The following is an 18,481-nucleotide window of genomic DNA, read 5'->3' on the forward strand; positions in this document are numbered from 1 at the left end:
CAACCGTACCGGCGGGTAGGGACGAGCGTCCAGAGCCGGGCGCGGGTAACGCTCGTCACTCCTCCGCACCTCCCCTTTCGGCGGCGACCGCCGCGAACGCCCCCCGGGCCATCCGGTGCAGCAGCCCCGCCGTCACCGCGCGGCCCGGCAGGGATCCGGGGCGGCCCAGGTGGGGGGTGGAGTTCAGGAGGCCGAAGACCGAGTGGACGGCCGAGCGGGCGCTCGGCTCCGGGACCGCCGGGTAGACCTCGCGCAGCACGCCGACCCACAGCTCGACGTACTGCCGCTGGAGCTGGCGGACCATCTTGCGGTCGGCGTCCCGGAGGCGGTCCAGCTCGCGGTCGTGCAGGGTGATGAGCGGGCGGTCGTCGAGCGCGAAGTCGATGTGACCCTCGATGAGCGAGTCGAGGACCGCCTCGGGCCCCGTGCCGGAGCCGGTCACCCCGTCGGCCTCCGCCAGCCGCCGCTTCGCCCCGGTCAGCAGCGAGTCGCTGATCCCCACCAGCAGCTCGGCGAGCATCGCGTCCTTGCCGGCGAAGTGCCGGTAGAGGCCGGGGCCGCTGATGCCGACCGCGGCCCCTATCTCGTCGACGCCGACGCCGTGGAACCCGCGCTCGGCGAAGAGCCGGGCGGCCTCCTTGAGGATCTGCTCGCGGCGGGTGGGGGCGTCGGTTCTGGTGGCCATGGGATCAATTCTAGACAGGGCGGTTAGCGCTCGTTAACCTGAGGGAAATGCGTTAACGCTCATTAACCGATCGACCGATCGACCATCGGGTGAGGGGACCGCGGGATGCACGAGGCACCGGAGCTGACGACGGCGGCAGACCCCGCCTCAGCGGCCTTTCGGGCCAACGAGGAGGCGCACCGCGTCCTCGTGGAGGAGCTGCGCGCGAAGCTCGCGGCGGCCCGGCTCGGCGGCGGGGAGCGGGCCCGGGCCCGGCACACCGCGCGCGGCAAGCTGCTGCCGCGCGACCGCGTGGACACGCTGCTCGACCCGGGCTCGCCGTTCCTGGAGCTGGCGCCGCTCGCGGCCGACGGGCTCTACGACGGGCAGGCCCCGGCCGCCGGCGTGATCGCCGGGATCGGCCGGGTCGGCGGCCGGGAGTGCGTGATCGTCGCCAACGACGCCACCGTCAAGGGCGGCACGTACTACCCGATGACGGTGAAGAAGCACCTGAGGGCGCAGGAGGTGGCGCTGGAGAACCGGCTGCCGTGCCTGTACCTGGTGGACTCCGGGGGCGCCTTCCTGCCGATGCAGGACGAGGTCTTCCCGGACCGCGAGCACTTCGGGCGGATCTTCTACAACCAGGCCCGGATGTCCGGCGCCGGCATCCCGCAGATCGCCGCCGTCCTCGGCTCCTGCACGGCGGGCGGGGCGTACGTCCCGGCGATGAGCGACGAGGCGGTGATCGTCCGCAATCAGGGCACGATCTTCCTGGGCGGTCCGCCGCTGGTGAAGGCGGCCACCGGCGAGGTGGTCACGGCGGAGGAGCTGGGCGGCGGCGAGGTCCACTCGCGGGTGTCCGGGGTGACCGACCACCTGGCGGAGGACGACGCGCACGCGCTCAGGATCGTGCGGCAGATCGTCTCCACGCTGCCCGGGCGCGGCGCGCTCCCCTGGAGCGTGGAGCCCGCCGTCGAGCCGAAGGTCGACCCGCAGGGGATGTCCGGCGCGGTCCCGGTCGACTCCCGCACCCCCTACGACGTGCGCGAGGTCATCGCGCGGGTGGTGGACGGCTCCCGGTTCGCCGAGTTCAAGTCCGAGTACGGGCAGACCCTGGTCACCGGCTTCGCCCGCGTCCACGGCCACCCGGTCGGCATCGTCGCCAACAACGGCATCCTGTTCGCCGAGTCGGCCCAGAAGGGCGCCCACTTCATCGAGCTGTGCGACCAGCGCGGCATCCCGCTGGTGTTCCTGCAGAACATCTCCGGCTTCATGGTCGGCAAGGACTACGAGGCGGGCGGCATCGCCAAGCACGGCGCCAAGATGGTGACGGCGGTGGCGTGCACGCGGGTGCCGAAGCTGACGGTCGTCATCGGCGGGTCGTACGGCGCGGGGAACTACTCGATGTGCGGGCGGGCGTACTCGCCGCGCTTCCTGTGGATGTGGCCCAACGCCAAGATCTCGGTGATGGGCGGCGAGCAGGCCGCGTCCGTGCTGGCCACGGTCAAGCGGGACCAGCTGGAGGCCCGGGGCGAGGCGTGGGCGGCCGAGGAGGAGGAGTCCTTCAAGGCGCCGATCCGCGCGCAGTACGAGCACCAGGGGAACGCCTACTACGCGACCGCCCGCCTGTGGGACGACGGGGTGATCGAGCCCGCGGACACCCGGCAGGTGCTGGGTCTGGCCCTGACCGCGTGTGCCAACGCGCCGCTGGGCGAGCCCCGGTTCGGCGTCTTCCGGATGTGAGGAGGGGACTTCGATGGGGAGCGCGATGGGGAGCTCGATGTTCGACACGGTGCTGGTGGCCAACCGCGGTGAGATCGCGGTGCGGGTCGTGAGGACCCTGCGTTCGATGGGCGTGCGCTCGGTGGCGGTCTTCTCCGACGCCGACGCGGACGCGCGGCACGTGCGGGAGGCCGACGAGGCGGTGCGGATCGGCCCGGCGCCGGCGACGGAGAGCTATCTCTCCGTCGAGCGGCTGCTGGAGGCCGCCGCCCGGACGGGTGCGCAGGCCGTCCACCCGGGGTACGGCTTCCTCGCCGAGAACGCCGGTTTCGCGCGGGCCTGCGAGGAGGCGGGGCTGGTCTTCATCGGGCCGCCCGCCGACGCGATCGCCCTGATGGGCGACAAGATCCGGGCCAAGGAGACGGTGAGGGCGGCCGGGGTGCCGGTCGTCCCCGGCTCCAGCGGCAGCGGTCTGACGGACGCGCAGCTCGCGGAGGCCGCCCGCGAGATCGGGACGCCGGTGCTGCTCAAGCCGTCGGCCGGCGGGGGCGGCAAGGGCATGCGGCTGGTGCGGGACGAGGCCCTGCTCGCCGACGAGATCGCCGCCGCCCGACGCGAGGCCCGCGCCTCCTTCGGCGACGACACGCTGCTGGTGGAGCGGTGGATCGACCGGCCCCGGCACATCGAGATCCAGGTCCTGGCCGACGGCCACGGGAACGTGGTGCACCTGGGCGAGCGCGAGTGCTCGCTGCAGCGCCGGCACCAGAAGGTCGTCGAGGAGGCGCCGAGCGTCCTGCTCGACGAGGCGACCCGCGCCGCGATGGGCGAGGCGGCCGTGCAGGCGGCCCGCTCCTGCGGCTACCGGGGCGCGGGCACGGTGGAGTTCATCGTGCCGGGCGAGGACCCCTCGCAGTACTACTTCATGGAGATGAACACCCGCCTCCAGGTGGAGCACCCGGTGACCGAGCTGGTCACCGGCCTGGACCTGGTGGAGTGGCAGCTGCGGGTGGCGGCGGGCGAGGAGCTGGGCTTCGCCCAGGAGGACGTACGGCTGACCGGGCACGCGATCGAGGCCCGTCTGTGCGCCGAGGACCCGGCGCGCGGTTTCCTCCCCTCCGGCGGCACGGTGCTGCGGCTGCACGAGCCCGAGGGCGACGGCGTGCGCACCGACTCCGGGCTCAGCGAGGGCACCGAGGTCGGCAGCCTGTACGACCCGATGCTGTCCAAGGTGATCGCGTACGGTCCCGACCGCGCCACCGCCCTGCGCAAGCTCCGGGCGGCGCTGGCGCGGACGGTGACGCTGGGCGTGCAGACCAACGCCGGGTTCCTGCGCAGGCTGCTCGCGCACCCGGCGGTGGCGGCGGGCGAGCTGGACACGGGGCTGGTGGAGCGGGAGGTCGACTCCCTGGTCGCCACGGACGTGCCGGAGGAGGTGTACGAGGCGGCGGCGGCCGTACGGCTGGACGCGCTGCGTCCGCGCGGCGACGGCTGGACGGATCCCTTCTCGGTGCCGAACGGCTGGCGCATGGGCGGCGAGCCGAAGCCGGCCACCTTCCACCTGCGGGTCACCGACCCGGTGGAGCACACCCCGCGCGGCACGCACACCGTCACCGAGGACCGCGTGTCGGTGACGGTGGACGGCGTCCGGCACACCTTCCACCGCGCCGCCGACTGGCTGGGCCGTGACGGCGACGCCTGGCACGTGCGCGACCACGACCCGGTCGCCGCCTCCCTGTCGGGCGCCGCCCACGCGGGCGCCGACTCGCTGACCGCGCCGATGCCGGGCACGGTGACGGTGGTGAAGGTGGCCGTCGGCGACGCGGTGAGCGCCGGGCAGAGCCTGCTGGTGGTGGAGGCGATGAAGATGGAGCACGTCATCTCCGCCCCGCACGCGGGCACGGTCGCCGAGCTGGACGTGGCGCCGGGCACGACGGTCGCCATGGACCAAGTGCTGGCGGTCATCGCCCCGGTAGAGGAGGAGACGTCGTGAACGCCCCCGAACTGGGCCTGCCCATGACCGTCCCGGCGGACGGCCTGCCCGCCCGCGTCCGCGTCCACGAGGTGGGCGCCCGCGACGGCCTGCAGAACGAGAAGGCGATCGTGCCGGTGGCGGTGAAGGCGGAGTTCGTCCGCCGCCTGGCCGGCACGGGCCTGACGACCATCGAGGCGACGAGCTTCGTGCACCCCAAGTGGGTGCCGCAGCTGGCGGACGCGGAGGAGCTGTTCCCCGCCGTCGCCGACCTGCCGGTCGAGCTGCCCGTCCTGGTGCCGAACGAACGCGGCCTCGACCGCGCCCTCGCGCTCGGCGCCCGCCGCGTCGCGGTCTTCGCCAGCGCCACGGAGTCCTTCGCCAAGGCCAACCTCAACCGCACGGTGGACGAGGCGCTGGCCATGTTCGAGCCGGTGGTGGCGCGGGCGAAGGACGCGGACGGCGTTCACGTACGGGGCTACCTGTCGATGTGCTTCGGCGACCCGTGGGAGGGCGCGGTCCCCGTCGGGCAGGTGGTGAAGGTGTGCCGGGCCCTCATGGACATGGGCTGCGACGAGCTGAGCCTCGGCGACACCATCGGGGTGGCGACCCCGGGCCACGTGGGCGCCCTGCTCACCTCCCTCACCGACGCCGGCGTTCCGGTGGACGCGCTCGGCGTGCACTTCCACGACACGTACGGCCAGGCCCTCGCCAACACCTACGAGGCCCTGCGGCACGGCGTGACGACCGTGGACTCCTCCGCGGGCGGCCTCGGCGGCTGCCCGTACGCGAAGTCCGCCACCGGCAACCTCGCCACCGAAGACCTCGTGTGGATGCTGCGCGGCCTCGGCATCGACACCGGGGTCGACCTCGGCTCTCTCGTCGCCACCAGCGTCTGGATGGCCGCCCACCTGGGCCGACCCAGCCCGTCCCGCACCGTGCGGGCCCTCGCGGGCCCGGCGGACGACTCCGACCAGGAGAAGTGACAGCCATGGACCACAAGCTCTCCCCCGAACTCGAGGAGCTCCGCCGCACGGTGGAGGAGTTCGCCCACGACGTCGTGGCGCCCAAGATCGGCGACTTCTACGAGCGGCACGAGTTCCCGTACGAGATCGTCCGGGAGATGGGCCGCATGGGGCTGTTCGGCCTGCCGTTCCCGGAGGAGTACGGCGGTATGGGCGGCGACTACCTGGCGCTCGGCATCGCGCTGGAGGAGCTGGCCCGCGTCGACTCGTCGGTGGCGATCACGCTGGAGGCGGGCGTCTCGCTGGGGGCCATGCCGGTCCACCTGTTCGGTACCGAGGAGCAGAAGCGCGAGTGGCTGCCCCGGCTGTGCTCCGGGGAGATCCTGGGCGCCTTCGGCCTGACCGAGCCGGACGGCGGCTCGGACGCGGGCGCGACGCGCACGACGGCCCGCCTCGACGAGGCGACCGACGAGTGGGTCATCAACGGCACCAAGTGCTTCATCACCAACTCCGGCACGGACATCACCGGTCTGGTGACGGTCACGGCGGTCACCGGCCGCAAGGCGGACGGCCGTCCGCGGATCTCGTCGATCATCGTCCCGTCCGGCACGCCGGGCTTCACGGTCGCCGCCCCGTACTCGAAGGTCGGCTGGAACGCGTCGGACACCCGTGAGCTGTCCTTCGCCGACGTCCGGGTCCCGGCGGCGAACCTGCTGGGCGAGGAGGGCCGCGGCTACGCGCAGTTCCTGCGCATCCTCGACGAGGGCCGCGTCGCCATCGCCGCGCTGGGCACGGGCCTGGCGCAGGGCTGTGTGGACGAGTCGGTGAAGTACGCGAAGGAACGTCACGCCTTCGGCAGGCCCATCGGCGCCAACCAGGCCATCCAGTTCAAGGTCGCCGACATGGAGATGAAGGCCCACACCTCCCGCCTCGCCTGGCGTGACGCGGCCTCCCGGCTGGTGGCGGGCGAGCCGTTCAAGAAGGAGGCGGCGCTGGCGAAGCTGTACTCCTCGACGGTGGCCGTGGACAACGCCCGTGACGCGACGCAGATCCACGGCGGCTACGGCTTCATGAACGAGTACCCGGTGGCCCGCATGTGGCGGGACGCGAAGATCCTGGAGATCGGCGAGGGCACCAGCGAGGTCCAGCGGATGCTGATCGCACGGGAGTTGGGCCTGGCCGACTAGCGGCTGTCCCGGCTGCCGGCGGTCCGGGCGGGACAGATCACAGCCCCGCCCCCTGGACATGATCTGAGGTTAGGCTAACCTACCTTGGACTTGTCCCGCGGAGCTCCGCACCGTTCGAAAGCAGCCACGCCATGCCCAACGCCAGAGCTACCCACCTCACCCGCCGCGGAATCCTCGCCGCGGGCGGCGCACTCGGCCTCGGTGCCGCGCTCACGGCCTGCGGTGACGACGACGCGAAAAGCGGTGGCTCGGGCGACGGGACCGCCGCCGCCAAGTCCGGCCCCTGGTCCTTCAAGGACGACCGCGGCAAGACCGTGGAGCTGGACAAGGTCCCGGCGAACCTCGTCGCCTTCACCGGCGTCGCCGCCGCCCTCTGGGACTACGGCGTCCAGGTCAAGGGCGTCTTCGGCCCGACCACCACGAAGGACGGCAAGCCGGACGTCCAGGCCGGCGACCTCGACGTCGACAAGGTCACCGTGCTCGGCAACGAGTGGGGCAAGCTCAACGTCGAGAAGTACGCCGCCCTCGCCCCCGAGCTGCTGATCACCACGACGTTCGACACCGCGGGCACCCTGTGGTCCGTCCCCGAGGAGTCCAAGGACAAGGTCGCCAAGCTCGCCCCGAGCGTCGCGATCTCCGTCTTCGACCGCCAGCTCACCCAGCCGCTCCAGCGCATGTGGGAGCTGGCCGAGTCCCTCGGCGCCGACATGAAGGCGAAGAAGGCCACCGACGCGAAGGCCGCCTTCGAGAAGGCCGCGGCCCGGCTGCGCGCCGCCGCGAAGGCCAAGCCCGAGATCAGGGTGCTGGCCGGTTCGGCGAGCGCCGAGCTGTTCTACGTCTCCGGCACCAACCTCTCCGTCGACCTGGAGTACTTCAAGGCGCTCGGCGTGAACTTCGTCGAACCCTCGGAGGAGGCTAAGAAGGCGACCGGCGGCTGGTTCGAGTCCCTGAGCTGGGAGAACGTCGACAAGTACCCGGCCGACATCATCATCATGGACGACCGCGCCTCCACCATCCAGCCCGCGGACATCACCGAGGGCACCTGGAAGCAGCTCCCCGCGGTCAAGGCCGGCCAGGTCATCGCCCGCTCCCCCGAGCCGATCCTGTCCTACGACAAGTGCACGCCGCTCCTGGACAACCTGGCCGAGGCGATCGAGAACGCCAAGAAGGTCGGCTGACCCTCCCCCTTCCCCCCTCCTTCCGGAGCCCTTCATGACGACGGCCGTGGCCGCCCCGTTCCGTTTCTTCTCCCTCCAGGTCGTACGGACGAGGCGGCTCGGCCCGTCCCTGGCCCGGGTCACCTTCGCGGGCCCCGACCTGCACGCCTTCCACTCCGACGGGCGGGACCAGTCCCTGTCGCTGTTCCTGCCGCACCCGGGGCAGCCGGAGCCCGCGGTGCCGATCGAGCTGGGGGACGGCTGGTGGCAGGGGTGGCGGGAACTGCCGGACGACGTACGGGCGGTGATGCGCTCGTACACGCTCCGGGCGCTGCGCCGGGACGCCGACGGCCACACCGCCGAGATCGACATCGACTTCGTCCTGCACGGCGTCGAGCCGGACTCGCCGGTCCAGGCGGGCCCCGCCGCCCGCTGGGCCGCCGACGCCGCTCCCGGCGACCGCGTCGTCCTGCTCGGCCCGGCGGTCGCCGACAACCGGGCGATCCGCTTCCGTCCGCCCGAGGACACCGATCTGGTGGTGATCTGGGGCGACGAGACCGCCGTACCGGCCGCCTGCGCCATCGTCGAGGCCCTGCCCGCCGGCACCCGCGCCCGGGTCTGGCTGGAGGTGCCGCACGCCGAGGACGTGCAGGACCTCCGCACGGCGGCCGAGGCCGAGGTCACCTGGCTGGTCAAGGACGCCGCCGCCGGCCCGGAGGCCACCGTCGCCACCCTCCGCGCGGCCGAACTGGCGCCCGCCGCGCACCCGTACGTCTGGATCGCCGGCGAGTCCGGCCGCGTCAAGCAGCTGCGCCGGCACTTCGTCGGCGAGCGTGGCGTCGACCGCCGCCGCGTGACCTTCGTCGGCTACTGGCGCCAGGGCCTGACGGAGGAACAGCTCCGCGAGCAGGGCTGACGCTCCGCTCCCCCTGCCTCACGACACCCCAACTAACCCTGTGTGACGTACAGATGGGGCGAGAGTGACGGCAGTCACGTAACGGCACGCGTTTGATCGATCAGACTTAGGTTAGGCTAACCTAAGTCGAAGTCAGGGCTCCGCCCTCTCCCGTCCCTCTCGGACCGTCCCCACCGGAGGACCCCCACATGCGCTCGCACCTGCTCAACGACGCCACCGCGGAGCAGTACCGCCGCTCGGTGACCGAAGGAGTCGAGCGGGTGGCCGCCAAACTCGCCGCCACCGACCGTCCGTTCACCGGCGTCACGGTCGACGCCCTCTCCCTGCGCGTCGACGAGATCGACCTCGACCAGCCGCTGCACGACACGGCCGCGGTCCTCGACGAGCTGGAGGACGTCTACCTCCGCGACGCGGTCTACTTCCACCACCCCCGCTACCTCGCCCACCTCAACTGCCCGGTCGTCATCCCGGCCGTGCTCGGCGAGGCGGTGCTCTCCGCCGTCAACTCCTCCCTGGACACCTGGGACCAGTCGGCCGGCGGCACGCTCATCGAGCGCAAGCTCGTCGACTGGACCTGCGCCCGCATCGGCCTCGGCCCGGCGGCCGACGGCGTGTTCACCTCCGGCGGCACCCAGTCCAACCTCCAGGCGCTGCTGCTGGCCCGCGAGGAGGCCAAGACCGACTCCGTCGCGAAACTGCGGATCTTCGCCTCCGAGGTCAGCCACTTCAGCGTGAAGAAGTCGGCGAAACTGCTCGGCCTCGGCCCGGACGCCGTCGTGTCGGTCCCCGTGGACCACGACAAGCGCATGCAGACCGTCGCCCTCGCCCGCGAGCTGGAGCGCTGCACGAAGGACGGCCTGGTCCCCATGGCCGTCGTCGCCACCGGCGGCACCACCGACTTCGGCTCCATCGACCCGCTGCCGGAGATCGCCGGACTGTGCGAGCAGTACGGCGTGTGGATGCACGTGGACGCGGCCTACGGCTGCGGACTGCTCGCCTCCCTGAAGTACCGGGACCGCATCGACGGCATCGAGCGCGCCGACTCGGTCACCGTGGACTACCACAAGTCCTTCTTCCAGCCGGTGAGTTCGTCCGCCGTGCTGGTCCGGGACGCGACCACGCTGCGCCACGCCACCTACCACGCGGAGTACCTCAATCCGCGCCGCATGGTGCAGGAACGTATCCCCAACCAGGTGGACAAGTCCCTCCAGACCACCCGCCGCTTCGACGCGCTCAAGCTGTGGATGACGCTGCGCGTGATGGGCGCCGACGGCATCGGCGAGCTCTTCGACGAGGTGTGCGACCTGGCCGCCGAGGGCGGGAAACTGCTCGCCGCCGACCCGCGCTTCGACGTCGTGGTCCAGCCGTCGCTGTCCACGCTGGTCTTCCGCTACATACCGGCGGCCGTCACCGACCCCGCCGAGATCGACCGCGCCAACCTGTACGCCCGCAAGGCCCTGTTCGCCTCCGGCGACGCCGTGGTCGCGGGCACCAAGGTCGCCGGGCGCCACTACCTGAAGTTCACCCTGCTCAACCCCGAGACGACCACGGCCGACATCGCCGCCGTCCTCGACCTGATCGCCGGCCACGCCGAGCAGTACCTGGGAGAGTCCCTTGACCGCGCTTCCTGAAGCCACCATGAAGACCTACGACTTCGTGGGAATCGGCCTCGGCCCCTTCAACCTCGGCCTCGCCTGCCTCACCGAGCCCATCGCCGAGCTGAACGGCGTCTTCCTGGAGTCCAAGCCGGACTTCGAGTGGCACGCCGGCATGTTCCTGGACGGCGCCCACCTCCAGACCCCGTTCATGTCGGACCTGGTCACGCTCGCCGACCCGACGTCCCCGTACTCCTTCCTCAACTACCTGAAGGAGAAGGGCCGGCTCTACTCGTTCTACATCCGGGAGAACTTCTACCCGCTGCGCGTCGAGTACGACGACTACTGCCGCTGGGCCGCGAACAAACTCAGCAGCGTCCGCTTCTCCACCACCGTCACCGAGGTGACGTACGACGAGACGGAGGAGCTGTACGCCGTCGCCACCACCTCCGGCGACACCTACCGCGCCCGCCGCCTCGTCCTCGGCACCGGCACCCCGCCGCACGTCCCCGACGCCTGCCGGGGCCTGGCCGGCGACTTCATCCACAACTCCCGGTACGTGCAGAACCGGGCGGAGCTGGTGAAGAAGAAGTCGATCACGCTGGTCGGCAGCGGCCAGTCCGCCGCCGAGATCTACCACGACCTGCTCGGCGAGATCGACGTCCACGGCTACCAGCTGAACTGGGTGACCCGCTCGCCCCGCTTCTTCCCCCTCGAATACACCAAGCTCACGCTGGAGATGACCTCCCCGGAGTACGTGGACTACTACCACGCGCTCCCCGAGGACACCCGCTACCGCCTCACCGCCGAACAGAAGGGCCTGTTCAAAGGCATCGACGGCGACCTGATCAACGAGATCTTCGACCTGCTCTACCAGAAGAAGCTCGGCGGCCCGGTCCCCACCCGCCTGCTCACCAACTCCGCGCTCACCGACGCCCGGTACGCCGACGGCACGTACACGCTGGGCTTCCGGCAGGAGGAGCAGGGCGCGGACTTCGAGATCGACACCGAGGGCCTGATCCTGGCCACCGGCTACCGGTACACCGAGCCGGAGTTCCTCAAGCCCGTCCGCGACCGGCTCCGCTACGACTCCCGGGGCAACCTGGACGTCGCCCGCAACTACGCCGTCGACGTCACGGGCAGTGGCGTGTTCCTGCAGAACGCGGGTGTCCACACGCACAGCATCACCAGTCCCGATCTGGGCATGGGTGCCTATCGCAACAGCTACATCGTCCGAGAGCTGCTCGGCACCGAGTACTACCCGGTCGAGAAGACGATCGCGTTCCAGGAGTTCAGCGCATGAGCACCACCACCCCCACGGCCGCCGGCATCGGCGCCCTCACCCTCCGTCCCCTCGACCCCCTGAAGGACGCGGTACTGCTGCACAGCTGGGTCACGCACCCGAAGTCCGCGTTCTGGATGATGCAGGACGCGAAGCTGGTCGACGTCGAGCGCGCCTACATGGAGATAGCCGCCGACGAGCACCACCACGCCCACCTGGGCCTGCACGACGGCGTCCCCGCCTTCCTGATGGAGAGGTACGACCCGGCCCACCGCGAGCTGACCGGCCTGTACGAGCCGCAGCCGGGAGACGTCGGCATGCACTTCCTGGTCGCCCCCACCGACCGCCCGCTGCACGGGTTCACCCGCGCCGTGATCACCGCCGTGATGGCCGAGCTGTTCGCCGACCCGGCGACCGCCCGCGTCGTCGTCGAGCCGGACGTCGGCAACAAGGCCGTCCACGCCCTGAACGCAGCCGTCGGATTCGTGCCCGAGCGCGAGATCCAGAAGCCGGAGAAGAAGGCGTTGCTGAGCTTCTGCACCCGCGAGCAGTTCGAGAAGGCGGTGTCCGCATGAGCCTCGCCGACACGGTCGCCCACCTCTCCCCCGAGCGCTGGGAGCAGGCCAACCGCCTGCTGATCCGCAAGGCGCTGGCCGAGTTCACGCACGAGCGGCTGTTCACGCCGGAGCGGTCCGCTGACGGCACGTACGTCGTCCGCTCCGACGACGGCGAGACGGAGTACCGCTTCACCGCCACCGTCCGTGCCCTGGACCACTGGCAGGTGGACGCCGGCTCGATCACCCGCCACCGCGACGGCACCGAGCTGCCGCTCGCCGCGCTGGACTTCTTCATCGAGCTGAAGGAGTCCCTGGGCCTGAGCGAGGAGATCCTGCCGGTCTACCTGGAGGAGATCTCCTCCACCCTCTCCGGCACCTGCTACAAGCTCACCAAGCCGAAGGTGACCTCCGCCGAGCTGGCCCGCGGCGACGACTTCCAGGCCGTCGAGACCGGCATGACCGAGGGCCACCCCTGCTTCGTCGCCAACAACGGACGGCTCGGCTTCGGCATCCACGAGTACCTGTCGTACGCCCCCGAGACCGCGAGCCCCGTCCGGCTGGTGTGGCTGGCCGCGCACCGCTCGCGGGCGGCGTTCACGGCCGGTGTCGGCATCGAGTACGAGTCCTTCGTGCGCGGCGAGCTGGGCGGCGCGACCGTCGACCGGTTCCACGGCGTCCTGCGCGAGCGCGGCCTGGACCCGGCCGACTACCTCCTCATCCCGGTCCACCCCTGGCAGTGGTGGAACAAGCTCACCGTCACCTTCGCCGCCGAGGTCGCCCGCGGGCACCTGGTCTGCCTCGGCGAGGGCGACGACGAGTACCTGGCCCAGCAGTCCATCCGCACCTTCTTCAACACCTCGCACCCCGGGAAGCACTACGTGAAGACGGCCCTGTCCGTCCTCAACATGGGCTTCATGCGCGGCCTGTCCGCGGCGTACATGGAGGCGACGCCGGCCATCAACGACTGGCTGGCGCAGCTCATCGAGGGCGACCCGGTGCTGAAGTCGACGGGCCTGTCCATCATCCGGGAGCGGGCGGCCGTCGGCTACCGGCACCTGGAGTACGAGCAGGCCACCGACCGCTACTCGCCGTACCGCAAGATGCTGGCGGCGCTGTGGCGGGAGAGCCCCGTCCCGTCCCTCCGGGACGGCGAGACGCTCGCCACGATGGCCTCCCTCGTCCACGTCGACCACGAGGGCGCGTCCTTCGCGGGCGCGCTGATCGAGCGGTCGGGCCTCGCGCCCACCGAGTGGCTGCGGCACTACCTGCGGGCTTACTTCGTCCCGCTGCTGCACAGCTTCTACGCCTACGACCTGGTCTACATGCCGCACGGCGAGAACGTGATCCTGGTCCTCAAGGACGGGGTGGTGCGGCGGGCGGTCTACAAGGACATCGCCGAGGAGATCGCGGTGATGGACCCGGACGCGGTGCTGCCGCCGGCCGTCTCCCGCATCGCCGTCGAGGTCCCCGACGACAAGAAGCTCCTGTCGATCTTCACGGACGTCTTCGACTGCTTCTTCCGCTTCCTCGCCGCGAACCTGGCGGAGGAGGGGATCCTCGACGAGGACGGCTTCTGGCGGACGGTCGCGGAAGTCACCCGCGAGTACCAGGAGTCGGTGCCGGAGCTGGCCGACAAGTTCGACCGGTACGACATGTTCGCGCCGGAGTTCGCGCTGTCCTGCCTCAACCGGCTCCAGCTGCGCGACAACAGGCAGATGGTGGACCTCGCCGACCCCTCCGGAGCACTCCAGCTCATCGGCAGCCTGAAGAACCCCATCGCGGGCCTGTAGCGACGGCCCCGCACAGACGGACGGGCACCTCGGAGACGGTCCTCCGGGGTGCCCGTCGGGCGTCGGTGGAACAATCCCCGCATGGCGGAAATCATCCAGAAGGACGGAACGTGGGTCTTCGACGGCGACACCCTGCGGCTGACCCCCGGACGGGACAAGAACGTCAGCCTGCTCCGCAAGGAACTGGGTGAACTGCTCGTCCCGCTGGCGGCCCTGGCGGGCATATCCTTCGAGCAGGGCAAGAAGCAGGGGCGGTTGCGGCTGCGGCTGCGGGACGGCGCCGACCCGCTGCTGCACGCGGCCGCCGGCCGGCTGACCGAGCCGCACGACCCGTACCAGCTGGCCGTGGAGCCCGACCGGTACGGCGTCGCCGAGTACTTCGTGGACGAGGTGCGCAACGCCCTGCTGCTGGACCAGGTCCCGTCCGGCCCGGTGGACACGTACCTGCTGCCGGGGCCGTCCGTCCCGCTGTCGGTGTCCGCCGGGGACGGCGTCGCGAGCTTCGACGGCGAACGGGTGCGCCTGGAGTGGAAGTGGCAGGCGGAGGACGCCAAGTCGGCCGCCGGTCCGCGCACCCTGCCGCTGGCCGACATCGTCGCGGTGGAGTGGCAACCGACGGCCGGCCTGGAGAACGGTCACCTCCGCTTCACCGTGCGGGGGGCGCCGAGCGAGGTGCCGCCGAAGTACGACCCGAACGCGGTGGAGCTGTGGGGTTTCAAGCGGGACCCGCTGATGGCCCTGGTGGCGGCGGCCGTGCAGGCCCGGCTCCCGCACCCGTCCGCGCCGGCCGCCGTGGAGGACGCCCGGCCGGCCCGGCAGGTCCCCGCACCGGTCGCCGCACCGGCGCCCGCCGCCGAGGACGACCACGACGCGCTGCTGCGGCGGCTGCGTGAGCTGGGCGAACTGCACCGTTCGGGGGTGCTGACCGACGAGGAGTTCACCCTGGCCAAGCAGGCGGTACTGAAGCGGATGTAGTCCCGAACCGCTTCACTTTGCCCGATATCGGGCAGGATTGTTGCGCGACTGCTTCCCGTACCCCAGGATCTACCGGGTGCACGACGAACTCGTTGATCATCTGACGCGGTCCACCCCCCTCAACCGGGGCGAGGCGCTGCGCGTGATCCAGGACGTGCTCGCCTACTTCGACGAGACGACCGAGGAATTCGTCCGTCGCCGCCACCGCGAGCTCCAGGCCCAGGGCCAGGTGAACGCGACGATCTTCGAGCGGATCGAGGCGGAACTGAAGTACCGCGCGGTGGCTCCGCCGGAGCTGTCGCTCCGTCAGCTGCGCCGCATCGTCTACGGCTGAGAAGCCGTCGTCCACGGCCGCGAAGCCCAAGAGAGACACGAGGTCTACGTATACATGTGCGGAATCGTCGGATACATCGGCAAGCGTGACGTCGCGCCCCTGCTCCTGGAGGGCCTCCAGCGCCTGGAGTACCGCGGCTACGACTCGGCGGGCATCGTCGTCACGTCCCCGAAGGCGGCCGGTCTGAAGATGGTCAAGGCCAAGGGCCGGGTCCGCGACCTGGAGGCCAAGGTCCCGGCGCGCTTCAAGGGCACCACCGGCATCGCCCACACCCGCTGGGCCACCCACGGCGCCCCCTCCGACGTGAACGCCCACCCGCACATGTCGGCCGACAACAAGGTCGCCGTCGTCCACAACGGCATCATCGACAACGCCGCCGACCTGCGCCGCAAGCTGGAGGCGGACGGTGTCGAGTTCCTCTCCGAGACCGACACCGAGGTCCTGGTCCACCTCATCGCCCGTTGTGAGGCGGAGAAGCTGGAGGACAAGGTCCGCGAGACGCTGCGGGTGATCGAGGGCACGTACGGCATCGCCGTGATGCACGCCGACTTCCCCGAGCGCATCGTCGTCGCCCGCAACGGCTCGCCGGTCGTCCTCGGCATCGGCGAGAAGGAGATGTTCGTCGCCTCGGACATCGCAGCGCTGGTCACCCACACCCGCCAGATAGTCACCCTCGACGACGGCGAGATGGCCACCCTCAAGGCCGACGACTTCCGCACGTACACCACCGAGGGCACCCGCACCACGTCCGAGCCGACCACCGTGGAGTGGGAGGCCGCCTCCTACGACATGGGCGGCCACGACACCTACATGCACAAGGAGATCCACGAGCAGGCCGAGGCCGTGGACCGCGTGCTGCGCGGCCGGATCGACGACCGCTTCTCCACCGTGCACCTCGGCGGCCTCAACCTGGACGCCCGCGACGCGCGTGCCGTGCGCCGCGTGAAGATCCTCGGCTGCGGCACCTCGTACCACGCGGGCCAGATCGGCGCCCAGATGATCGAGGAGCTGGCCCGCATCCCCGCGGACGCCGAGCCCGCCTCCGAGTTCCGCTACCGCAACGCGGTCGTCGACCCCGACACCCTGTACATCGCCGTCTCCCAGTCCGGTGAGACGTACGACGTGCTGGCCGCCGTGCAGGAGCTCAAGCGCAAGGGCGCCCGTGTCCTGGGCATCGTCAACGTGGTCGGTTCGGCGATCGCCCGCGAGGCCGACGGCGGCATGTACGTGCACGCCGGGCCCGAGGTCTGCGTCGTCTCCACCAAGTGCTTCACCAACACCTGCGTCGCCTTCGCGCTGCTCGCCCTGCACCTGGGCCGTACCCGCGACCTCTCCGTGCGCGACGGCAAGCGCATCATCGAGGGCCTGCGCAAGCTGCCCGCACAGATCGCCGAGATGCTGGAGCGGGAGGAGGACATCAAGAAGCTGGCCGCGCAGTACGCCGACGCCCGCTCGATGCTCTTCATCGGCCGGGTCCGGGGCTACCCGGTCGCCCGCGAGGCCTCCCTGAAGCTCAAGGAGGTCTCCTACATCCACGCCGAGGCCTACCCGGCCTCCGAGCTGAAGCACGGCCCGCTCGCCCTGATCGAGCCCGCCCTGCCGACGGTCGCGATCGTGCCGGACGACGACCTGCTGGAGAAGAACCGCGCCGCGATGGAGGAGATCAAGGCCCGCAGCGGTCAGATCCTCGCCGTCGCCCACCAGGAGCAGGAGAAGGCCGACCACACGATCGTCGTCCCGAAGAACGAGGACGAGCTGGACCCGATCCTGATGGGCATCCCCCTCCAGCTCCTCGCCTACCACACGGCCCTGTCGCTGGGCCGCGACATCGACAAGCCCCGCAACCTCGCCAAGTCGGTGACGGTGGAGTAGGGCGCGCCCCAAGGGGCGCGGGGAACTGCGCGACAAGCCACAACGCGCCTGCACAGGCAGAACGACCCGAACGGCCCCCCACGTATGCCACCCATCACGTGGGGGGCCGTCCCGTCGCCGGGGAGCCGCCCAGCCCCCCAGCCCGTGGCAGCTAGACCGTCACTCCCCGGCCCGCGGCGCGCCGCGAGACACTCGTGGGCCAGTGGGCCATGCCCGCCGTCGCCGCGTACCAGGCCACCGCCCCCGCCACGACGGCGAACCACCCGCCCGCCTTGCCCAGCACCTCGCTGTCGGCGAAGGCGCCGAGGGCGAGCAGCAGCAGGGAGACGGCGAACAGCCCGTACACGCCCTGCCCGAGCGTGTCGCCGCCGGCGACCGTGAGGGAGAGGGCGACGAGGGCGAACAGCAGCAGGAAGAGTCCCGCCGCGTTGGCGGAGACCTGGCCGCCGGCCGAGACGGCCCAGGTGAACCAGAGCGCGCCGAGCATGGTGAAGGCGGTGCCGGAGGCGTTGTCCCGCTCGCGCAGCGCCAGCAGTCCGGCGACGAAGAGCGCGACACCGCCGACGTACTGGGCGACGGTCACGGCGTCCGCCGCCGTCACGCCGTCGACCACGCCGGTGTGAGCGAGGCCGAAGGCCAGCAGGGTGATGCCGAGCGCGAGCCGGCCGACGATCGTGGTGGTGGTGCTTCCCGCGGAGACGTCGTCGTCCACGGCGGGCTCCCTTCACGCATGTGCGGTTGCGCGGTGACCGGTATATGCCCTTCACAAGGGCACAAACACCTCTACGCGCCAGCGGGTTCACGCAGCATGACGAAAGGGGAGCGCGGTGGCGGGCGGTCGCTACGGGATGACGACGACGGGCCGCTGCGCCCGCTTGGCGAGCCGGCCGGCGACGGAGCCGAAGAGGCGGCCCACCAGTCCGTGACTGGAACCGACGACGATGGCGTCCGCCTCGTACTCCCGGCCCACCTCTTCGAGTTCGTGGCAGATGTCGCCGCCTCGCTCGACCAGGATCCAGGGCACCTCGGTGAGGTAGTCCGCACACGCCAGCTCCAGACCCAGCACCTCGGTGCGGTGATCCGGCACGTCCACGAAGACGGGAGGTTCACAGCCCGCCCACACGGTGGTCGGCAGGCGGTTGGCGACGTGCACGATGACCAGGCCCGAGCCGAGCCGGCGTGCCATGCCGATCGCGTACGCGAGGGCGCGCTCACTGGAGGTGGAGCCGTCGAAGCCGACGACGACACCGTGCTTGAAGGCTGGGTCGCACGACTGGCGTGGCTCTTCGGCCGCCAGGGGCTCGGCCGCCGTAGGTTCGGCGACGGGCCGCTTGCGGTCCGCGGGTTCGAAGAATTCGTGACCGGCCATGGCTGTCTCGGCGTTTTTATCCTCTATGGGGGACAACTGCGTGCGGCGGACCTGTGTCCGGCGTGTGTCCGGGAATGGTCTTCCCAACCCCATACCCCCAAGGGTACGGCGGCACGCCTCCTTCGCC

General features: G+C 71.1%; 16 protein-coding genes. 13 read left to right on the plus strand and 3 right to left on the minus strand.

From position 1 onward, the window contains the following. Window positions 1–55: 55 nt before the first annotated feature. Window positions 56–685, minus strand: a complete 630-nt coding sequence (locus tag M6G08_RS04770; protein ID WP_272585933.1) for an SACE_7040 family transcriptional regulator — start codon at window positions 683–685, stop codon at window positions 56–58. 105 nt (window positions 686–790) lie between these two features. Here M6G08_RS04770 and M6G08_RS04775 point away from each other — a divergent pair, with 105 nt between their 5' ends. From M6G08_RS04775 to glmS, 13 genes are all read left to right on the plus strand, one after another. Continuing rightward, entirely contained in the window at window positions 791–2,407 is a 1,617-nt protein-coding gene (locus tag M6G08_RS04775) for a carboxyl transferase domain-containing protein (protein WP_272585934.1), read from the plus strand. A 37-nt stretch (window positions 2,408–2,444) separates the two neighbouring features. Beyond that, window positions 2,445–4,376: an acetyl-CoA carboxylase biotin carboxylase subunit gene (locus M6G08_RS04780; protein ID WP_272591261.1), complete on the plus strand. Its 1,932-nt coding sequence runs from the start codon at window positions 2,445–2,447 to the stop codon at window positions 4,374–4,376. Beyond that, window positions 4,373–5,341, plus strand: coding sequence for a hydroxymethylglutaryl-CoA lyase (locus tag M6G08_RS04785; protein WP_272585935.1), 969 nt, complete (start codon window positions 4,373–4,375; stop codon window positions 5,339–5,341). The genes M6G08_RS04780 and M6G08_RS04785 overlap by 4 nt, the downstream gene beginning before the upstream one ends. A 5-nt stretch (window positions 5,342–5,346) precedes the next feature. Further along, entirely contained in the window at window positions 5,347–6,507 is a 1,161-nt protein-coding gene (locus M6G08_RS04790) for an acyl-CoA dehydrogenase family protein (RefSeq protein WP_272585936.1), read from the plus strand. A gap of 131 nt (window positions 6,508–6,638) precedes the next feature. After that, window positions 6,639–7,685 carry an ABC transporter substrate-binding protein gene (locus tag M6G08_RS04795; RefSeq protein WP_272585937.1) on the plus strand — a complete coding sequence of 349 codons (1,047 nt, stop codon included), beginning with the start codon at window positions 6,639–6,641 and terminating at the stop codon, window positions 7,683–7,685. Between the two features lie 34 nt (window positions 7,686–7,719). Beyond that, window positions 7,720–8,580, plus strand: a complete 861-nt coding sequence (locus M6G08_RS04800; protein ID WP_272585938.1) for a siderophore-interacting protein — start codon at window positions 7,720–7,722, stop codon at window positions 8,578–8,580. A 188-nt stretch (window positions 8,581–8,768) separates the two neighbouring features. Beyond that, entirely contained in the window at window positions 8,769–10,211 is a 1,443-nt protein-coding gene (gene desA / locus M6G08_RS04805) for a lysine decarboxylase DesA (RefSeq protein WP_272585939.1), read from the plus strand. Then, on the plus strand, window positions 10,195–11,478 hold the full coding sequence (locus tag M6G08_RS04810; RefSeq protein WP_272585940.1) for a lysine N(6)-hydroxylase/L-ornithine N(5)-oxygenase family protein: 1,284 nt from the start codon (window positions 10,195–10,197) through the stop codon (window positions 11,476–11,478). Before desA ends, M6G08_RS04810 begins: the two co-directional genes overlap by 17 nt. Continuing rightward, complete coding sequence (locus M6G08_RS04815) at window positions 11,475–12,032, plus strand: GNAT family N-acetyltransferase (RefSeq protein WP_272585941.1); 558 nt, start codon at window positions 11,475–11,477, stop codon at window positions 12,030–12,032. The genes M6G08_RS04810 and M6G08_RS04815 overlap by 4 nt, the downstream gene beginning before the upstream one ends. Continuing rightward, on the plus strand, window positions 12,029–13,804 hold the full coding sequence (locus M6G08_RS04820) for an IucA/IucC family protein (protein ID WP_272585942.1): 1,776 nt from the start codon (window positions 12,029–12,031) through the stop codon (window positions 13,802–13,804). The genes M6G08_RS04815 and M6G08_RS04820 overlap by 4 nt, the downstream gene beginning before the upstream one ends. 81 nt (window positions 13,805–13,885) lie before the next feature. After that, entirely contained in the window at window positions 13,886–14,779 is an 894-nt protein-coding gene (locus M6G08_RS04825) for a DUF4429 domain-containing protein (protein WP_272585943.1), read from the plus strand. A gap of 76 nt (window positions 14,780–14,855) precedes the next feature. Then, window positions 14,856–15,113 carry a hypothetical protein gene (locus M6G08_RS04830; protein WP_073723312.1) on the plus strand — a complete coding sequence of 86 codons (258 nt, stop codon included), beginning with the start codon at window positions 14,856–14,858 and terminating at the stop codon, window positions 15,111–15,113. Window positions 15,114–15,167: 54 nt separating this feature from the next. Next, window positions 15,168–16,985: a glutamine--fructose-6-phosphate transaminase (isomerizing) gene (gene glmS, locus M6G08_RS04835; protein ID WP_272585944.1), complete on the plus strand. Its 1,818-nt coding sequence runs from the start codon at window positions 15,168–15,170 to the stop codon at window positions 16,983–16,985. Between the two features lie 151 nt (window positions 16,986–17,136). On the opposite strand, the gene M6G08_RS04840 is transcribed toward glmS, so the two are convergent. Together M6G08_RS04840 and M6G08_RS04845 are read right to left on the minus strand one after the other, a co-directional pair. Beyond that, a complete protein-coding gene (locus M6G08_RS04840) occupies window positions 17,137–17,697 on the minus strand; it encodes a GPR1/FUN34/YaaH family transporter (protein WP_272585945.1) in 561 nt (186 codons plus the stop codon). Window positions 17,698–17,826: 129 nt separating this feature from the next. Further along, on the minus strand, window positions 17,827–18,354 hold the full coding sequence (locus tag M6G08_RS04845) for a universal stress protein (protein WP_073723318.1): 528 nt from the start codon (window positions 18,352–18,354) through the stop codon (window positions 17,827–17,829). Window positions 18,355–18,481 lie beyond the last annotated feature (127 nt).

Origin of the sequence: Streptomyces sp. M92 (assembly GCF_028473745.1) — a bacterium.
Lineage (GTDB): Bacteria > Actinomycetota > Actinomycetes > Streptomycetales > Streptomycetaceae > Streptomyces.